Genomic DNA, 4,439 nt, shown 5'->3' with positions numbered 1-4,439 from the left:
CGTCCCGCCCGATCCCCCGCCTGCCGGGCCGCCACCGAATGTCCGGCCGAGGCCTGAGGCCCGCGCCAGGTTCCGCGCGCCTCGGAAGATCGCGTGTAGAAATCGGTGAGTTCCAGTTCCTTGTCGCGTAACGCGAGCGCGGTCCCCGCCGCTGTCTCCGACGGCGCGACGGCCTCCGATTCGACCTCCGATCGAACCTCCGCCAATCGGCGTCCGATCCGCGCGGCGAAGGCCATCTGGAAATTCAGGCGCGCTGTCACCGGTGCGACAGGGGCCTGCACGCGCCGCTGGACCTGCCGTCCCCATTTCTTCTCCACGACGATCTTGTCCACCGTCGCGGTACGGTACTGCCGGGATTTGATGTAGTGATCCGACGCGCGCACCATCTGCACCAGCAGACTCGTGTACAGGGCCTCGCAGGTGTCGATATCGGAATCGAAACCGAAGGCGTAGACCTGGGTCGAGGTGCGCGCGACATCGCAGCGCACATCATTGGCCGACGCTATGGCCACGAACAACTGCACGTAGGTGCGCAGTCCCTTCTTGCCCGGCGCGCCGATCGGAATCACCCGCTGGGTGGGCGTCGACCTGCGCTCACGCCCCGCCACGTGCGCGCGGGCCACCGTCAGATCGATGGAGGAACGGGTGGCCAGCCGTTGCGCCGCGGCCAGGAAAGCCTCGGCCTCGTGTTCGTTATCGGTCGATTCGGCCTTGCGCAGCAGGCCGCCGATCCGCGTGAGCATCCGGTCGGCACCCGTATTCGGCGAAGTCATCGCCCCCCAGGGTAATTGTCACGGCGTAATCGTCGCGACCGCCCACAACCCCGGCCGGGTGCGGGTATGTCTCACCACAGAAACGAAGGAGAGTCGGGCAGCCGAGATGAACACGATGTATCTTGCGTTGTGCACCGGACGGTGTGCCGCTGCTCACGTCGTAGACAATGGAGTGTGTCCTAGATGGCTTTGAAGAAGGTGTCGTCCCTACGTTCGTCGCTCGTTCCGAGGGCCGCGCTCGCGGCCGTGTCGGTGGCGCTGCTGACGGCGACGTTCACCAGTTCATGCTCCAGCGACAGCGGCGGCAGCAACACCGGCCAGAACCTCACCGGACGCGGCCCGATCACCTACGTCGAAGGTAAGGACACCACCGAGACCGGCGTGGTCAAGCAGCTCATCGAGCGCTGGAACGCCTCGCATCCCGACGAGCAGGTGACGTTCAAGGAACAGTCGAACGACGCCTCGCAGCAGTACGACGACCTCGTCGAGCACATGCGTTCCAAGCAGTCCGGCTACGACGTGGTCGCACTCGACGTGCCGTGGACCGCCGAATTCGCGGCCAAGGGCTGGATCCAGCCGCTGAAGGATTCCTTCGCGATCGACACCTCGACGCTGCTGTCGCCCCCGGTCGCCAGCGCCACCTACAACAACACCCTCTACGCCGCGCCGCGCAACACCAACGGCGGACTGCTGTTCTACCGCAAGGATCTGGTCCCGAACCCGCCGAAGACCTGGGCGGAAATGCTCGGCCAGTGCCAGATCGCGCGCGACAACAACATCGGCTGCTACGCGGGCCAGTTCGCGCCCTACGAGGGCCTGACGGTGAACACCTCCGAGGTCATCAACGCCTTCGGCGGCACCTTCGTCGGCCCCGACGGCAAGACCGCGACGGTGAACACCCCGCAGGCCAAGGCCGGTCTGAGCACGCTGGTGAACGCCTTCAAGAACGGCGACATCCCGCCGGAGGCCATCACCTTCAAGGAACCCGAATCCAGTAACGCCTTCGCGACCGGCAAGCTGATGTTCCTGCGCTCGTGGCCGTCCACCTTCGGTGACGTCGGCGCCGAATCCTCCGAGGTGAAGGATAAATTCGGGGTCGCGCCGCTGCCCGGCGAGAACGGCGTCGGCGCCTCGACCCTCGGCGGTTACAACGCCGCCATCAGCGCGTTCTCCAAGAACAAGGCCACCGCGCTCGACTTCCTGCGCTTCCTGATCAGCGAGGACGCCCAGCACATCATCGCCTCGGGCGCGCTGCCCTCGGTGCGCGCCTCCATGTACGACGATCCGGCGCTGATCGCGAAGATGCCGTACCTGCCCGCGCTCAAGGATTCCATCGCCAGCGCGGTGCCGCGCCCGGTGACGCCGTTCTATCCCGCGGTGTCGAAGGCCATCCAGGACAACGCCTATGCTGCGCTGAAGGGATCCAAGTCGGTCGACGAGGCGATCACCGGAATGCAACAGGGTATCGAGACGGCCGGATCGTAAACGGTGCGCGGAGCAGCGGACCCGACCAGCCCGTAGGAGTGAGATAACGGTGTCGGATCCTTCGGGAACGGCCACGCGCGTGCCGAACGACGAATTCCTGCCGCGTAAACGCGGATTCGGCGAGAGCATGGCGCTGGAACTACGCAAATCCGGTAGAGCCTGGCTCTTGGTGACCCCGGTACTGATCGCGCTCGTCGTCGTCATCGGATATCCGGTGGCCAGAGCGCTGTGGATGTCCTTCCAGAAGGATCAGGGCCTCGACCCGTCCACCGGCATGTTCGTCGAAGGCGGCAACGCCGGCTTCTCGAACTACACGCACTGGCTGTTGCAGCAGTGCCAAGCCGGTGGCGAGACGGTCTCGTGCCCGACCGGCAACCTCGGCTCACAGTTCTGGATGGCCATCGGGGTCACCCTGTTCTTCACCGTGGTCACCGTCGCGCTGGAAGCAGGCATCGGGCTGAGCATGGCCATGGTGATGGGCAAGACCTTCCGCGGACGGGCGCTACTGCGCGCGGCCGTGCTCATCCCCTGGGCCATTCCGACCGCCGTCACCGCGCGGCTGTGGGAATTCATGTTCCAGTACGACGGCGTGGTCAACCGGGTGTTCGGCACCCACATCCTGTGGACCTCCGACGAATGGCCGTCCCGATTCGCCGTCATCGCCGCCGACGTGTGGAAGACGACGCCGTTCATGGCGCTGCTGCTGCTCGCGGGCCTCCAAGTGATCCCCGCCGACGTCTACGAAGCCGCCAAGGTCGACGGCGCCACCGCGTGGCAGCGATTCACCCAGATCACGCTGCCGCTGCTCAAACCCGCGCTGCTGGTCGCGGTGCTGTTCCGCACCATGGACGCGCTGCGCATGTACGACCTGCCCGCGATCATGACACTGGGCAACCCCTCCACCCGCACGGTATCGATCCTGGTCGTCGACCAGGTACGCCAAGGACCCAACAGCGCCGCCGCCCTGTCGACACTCACCTTCCTGCTCATCTTCGCGATCGCGTTCGTGCTCGTGAAAGTGCTCGGCGCCAACGCCGTACGCACGCAGGAAGACCAACGGAGGGCAGGATGAGCCAAAATCGCGCAGCGGCCATCCGGCCCGACCGGGTGCGGGTGTCCCGCAGATCTCCGGAGGCGCACTGATGACAACGACGAAGACCGCGACGCGACCGGTGCCGTTCACCAAGAAACTCGGCACCGTCCGCCTGTACCTCGGCGTGCTGATCGTGCTGGTGTGGGGCCTCGCCCCGTTCTACTGGATGACCGTCACCGCGTTCCGCGACCCCGACTACACCTTCGACAACACGCCGTGGCCCACCCACGTCACGCTGGAGAACTTCCGCAACGCCTTCGACACCAGCCGCGGCAACGACTTCGGCAGCGCCCTGATCAACAGCCTGATCATCGGCTCCATCACCACCGCCATCGCACTGGTGATCGGCATCTTCGCCGCCTACGCGCTGGCACGACTCACCTTCAAAGGCCGCTACGTGGTCTCGGGCCTGATCCTCAGCGCCTCGATGTTCCCCGTCGTCGTCCTGGTCACCCCCCTGTTCCAGCTGTTCACCAACCTCGGCTGGATCGGGCAATACCAGGCCATGATCATCCCGAACATCTCGTTCGTGCTGCCCATGACGGTCTACATCCTCGCCTCCTTCTTCGCCGAACTGCCCTGGGAACTCGAAGAAGCCGCCCGCATCGACGGCGCGACCAAAGCACAAGCCTTCCGCCTGGTCATGCTGCCGCTGGCCGCCCCCGCCGTCTTCACCACCGCGATCCTCGCCTTCATCGCCGCCGTCAACGAATACCTGCTGGCCAGGCTCCTCTCCAGCGGCAGCACCGAACCGGTCACCGTCGCCATCGCGCGATTCTCCGGAAACAACCCGCTGGTCCAGCCCTACGCCGCCATCATGGCCGCGGGCACCATCGTCACCATCCCGCTGGTCGTCATGGTCCTCATCTTCCAGCGCCGCATCATCTCCGGCCTGACGGCGGGCGGCGTCAAGAGCTGAGATATTGGCGGCCCGGGGGCCGCGGGTTCGCGGCCCTTTTTGTCTCGCGTCCGAGCGGTCGATACTCGCGACTGCGTCGCATTGTCTCGACCGCTCGGACGCGAGACGGCCGCGAACGGGCGCTCGTAAGGCTCGCGCCGTGCGGGGGGAGTGGGGAGTGGGGAAGTGG

General features: G+C 65.9%; 4 protein-coding genes. 3 read left to right on the top strand and 1 reads right to left on the bottom strand.

The annotated features are described in order from the left end of the window. Nucleotides 1–773 (bottom strand): DUF2786 domain-containing protein (locus JZ792_RS40740; RefSeq protein ID WP_216918280.1); only part of this gene is annotated, 773 nt, incomplete at its 3' end. A 183-nt stretch (nucleotides 774–956) separates the two neighbouring features. On the opposite strand from JZ792_RS40740, the gene JZ792_RS40735 reads away from it, so the two are divergent. From JZ792_RS40735 to JZ792_RS40725, 3 genes are all read left to right on the top strand, one after another. Then, nucleotides 957–2,258, top strand: a complete 1,302-nt coding sequence (locus tag JZ792_RS40735) for an ABC transporter substrate-binding protein (protein ID WP_216918279.1) — start codon at nucleotides 957–959, stop codon at nucleotides 2,256–2,258. Nucleotides 2,259–2,307: 49 nt separating this feature from the next. After that, entirely contained in the window at nucleotides 2,308–3,330 is a 1,023-nt protein-coding gene (locus JZ792_RS40730) for a carbohydrate ABC transporter permease (RefSeq protein WP_438804443.1), read from the top strand. Between the two features lie 70 nt (nucleotides 3,331–3,400). Next, nucleotides 3,401–4,270: a carbohydrate ABC transporter permease gene (locus tag JZ792_RS40725; RefSeq protein WP_216918277.1), complete on the top strand. Its 870-nt coding sequence runs from the start codon at nucleotides 3,401–3,403 to the stop codon at nucleotides 4,268–4,270. The last annotated feature ends 169 nt before the right edge of the window (nucleotides 4,271–4,439 follow it).

Origin of the sequence: Nocardia noduli, assembly GCF_019038455.1 — a bacterium.
In the GTDB taxonomy this organism is placed as follows: Bacteria; Actinomycetota; Actinomycetes; order Mycobacteriales; family Mycobacteriaceae; genus Nocardia; species Nocardia noduli.
Note: the sequence above shows the minus strand (reverse complement) of the source record. Positions and strands in the feature narration are given on the sequence as shown.

Bases quoted from the DNA above. Each gene is read 5' to 3' on its own strand.
- JZ792_RS40735 (WP_216918279.1), top strand. From the start codon at position 957: ATGGCTTTGAAGAAGGTGTCGTCCCTACGTTCGTCGCTCGTTCCGAGG.
- JZ792_RS40725 (WP_216918277.1), top strand. From the start codon at position 3,401: ATGACAACGACGAAGACCGCGACGCGACCGGTGCCGTTCACCAAGAAA.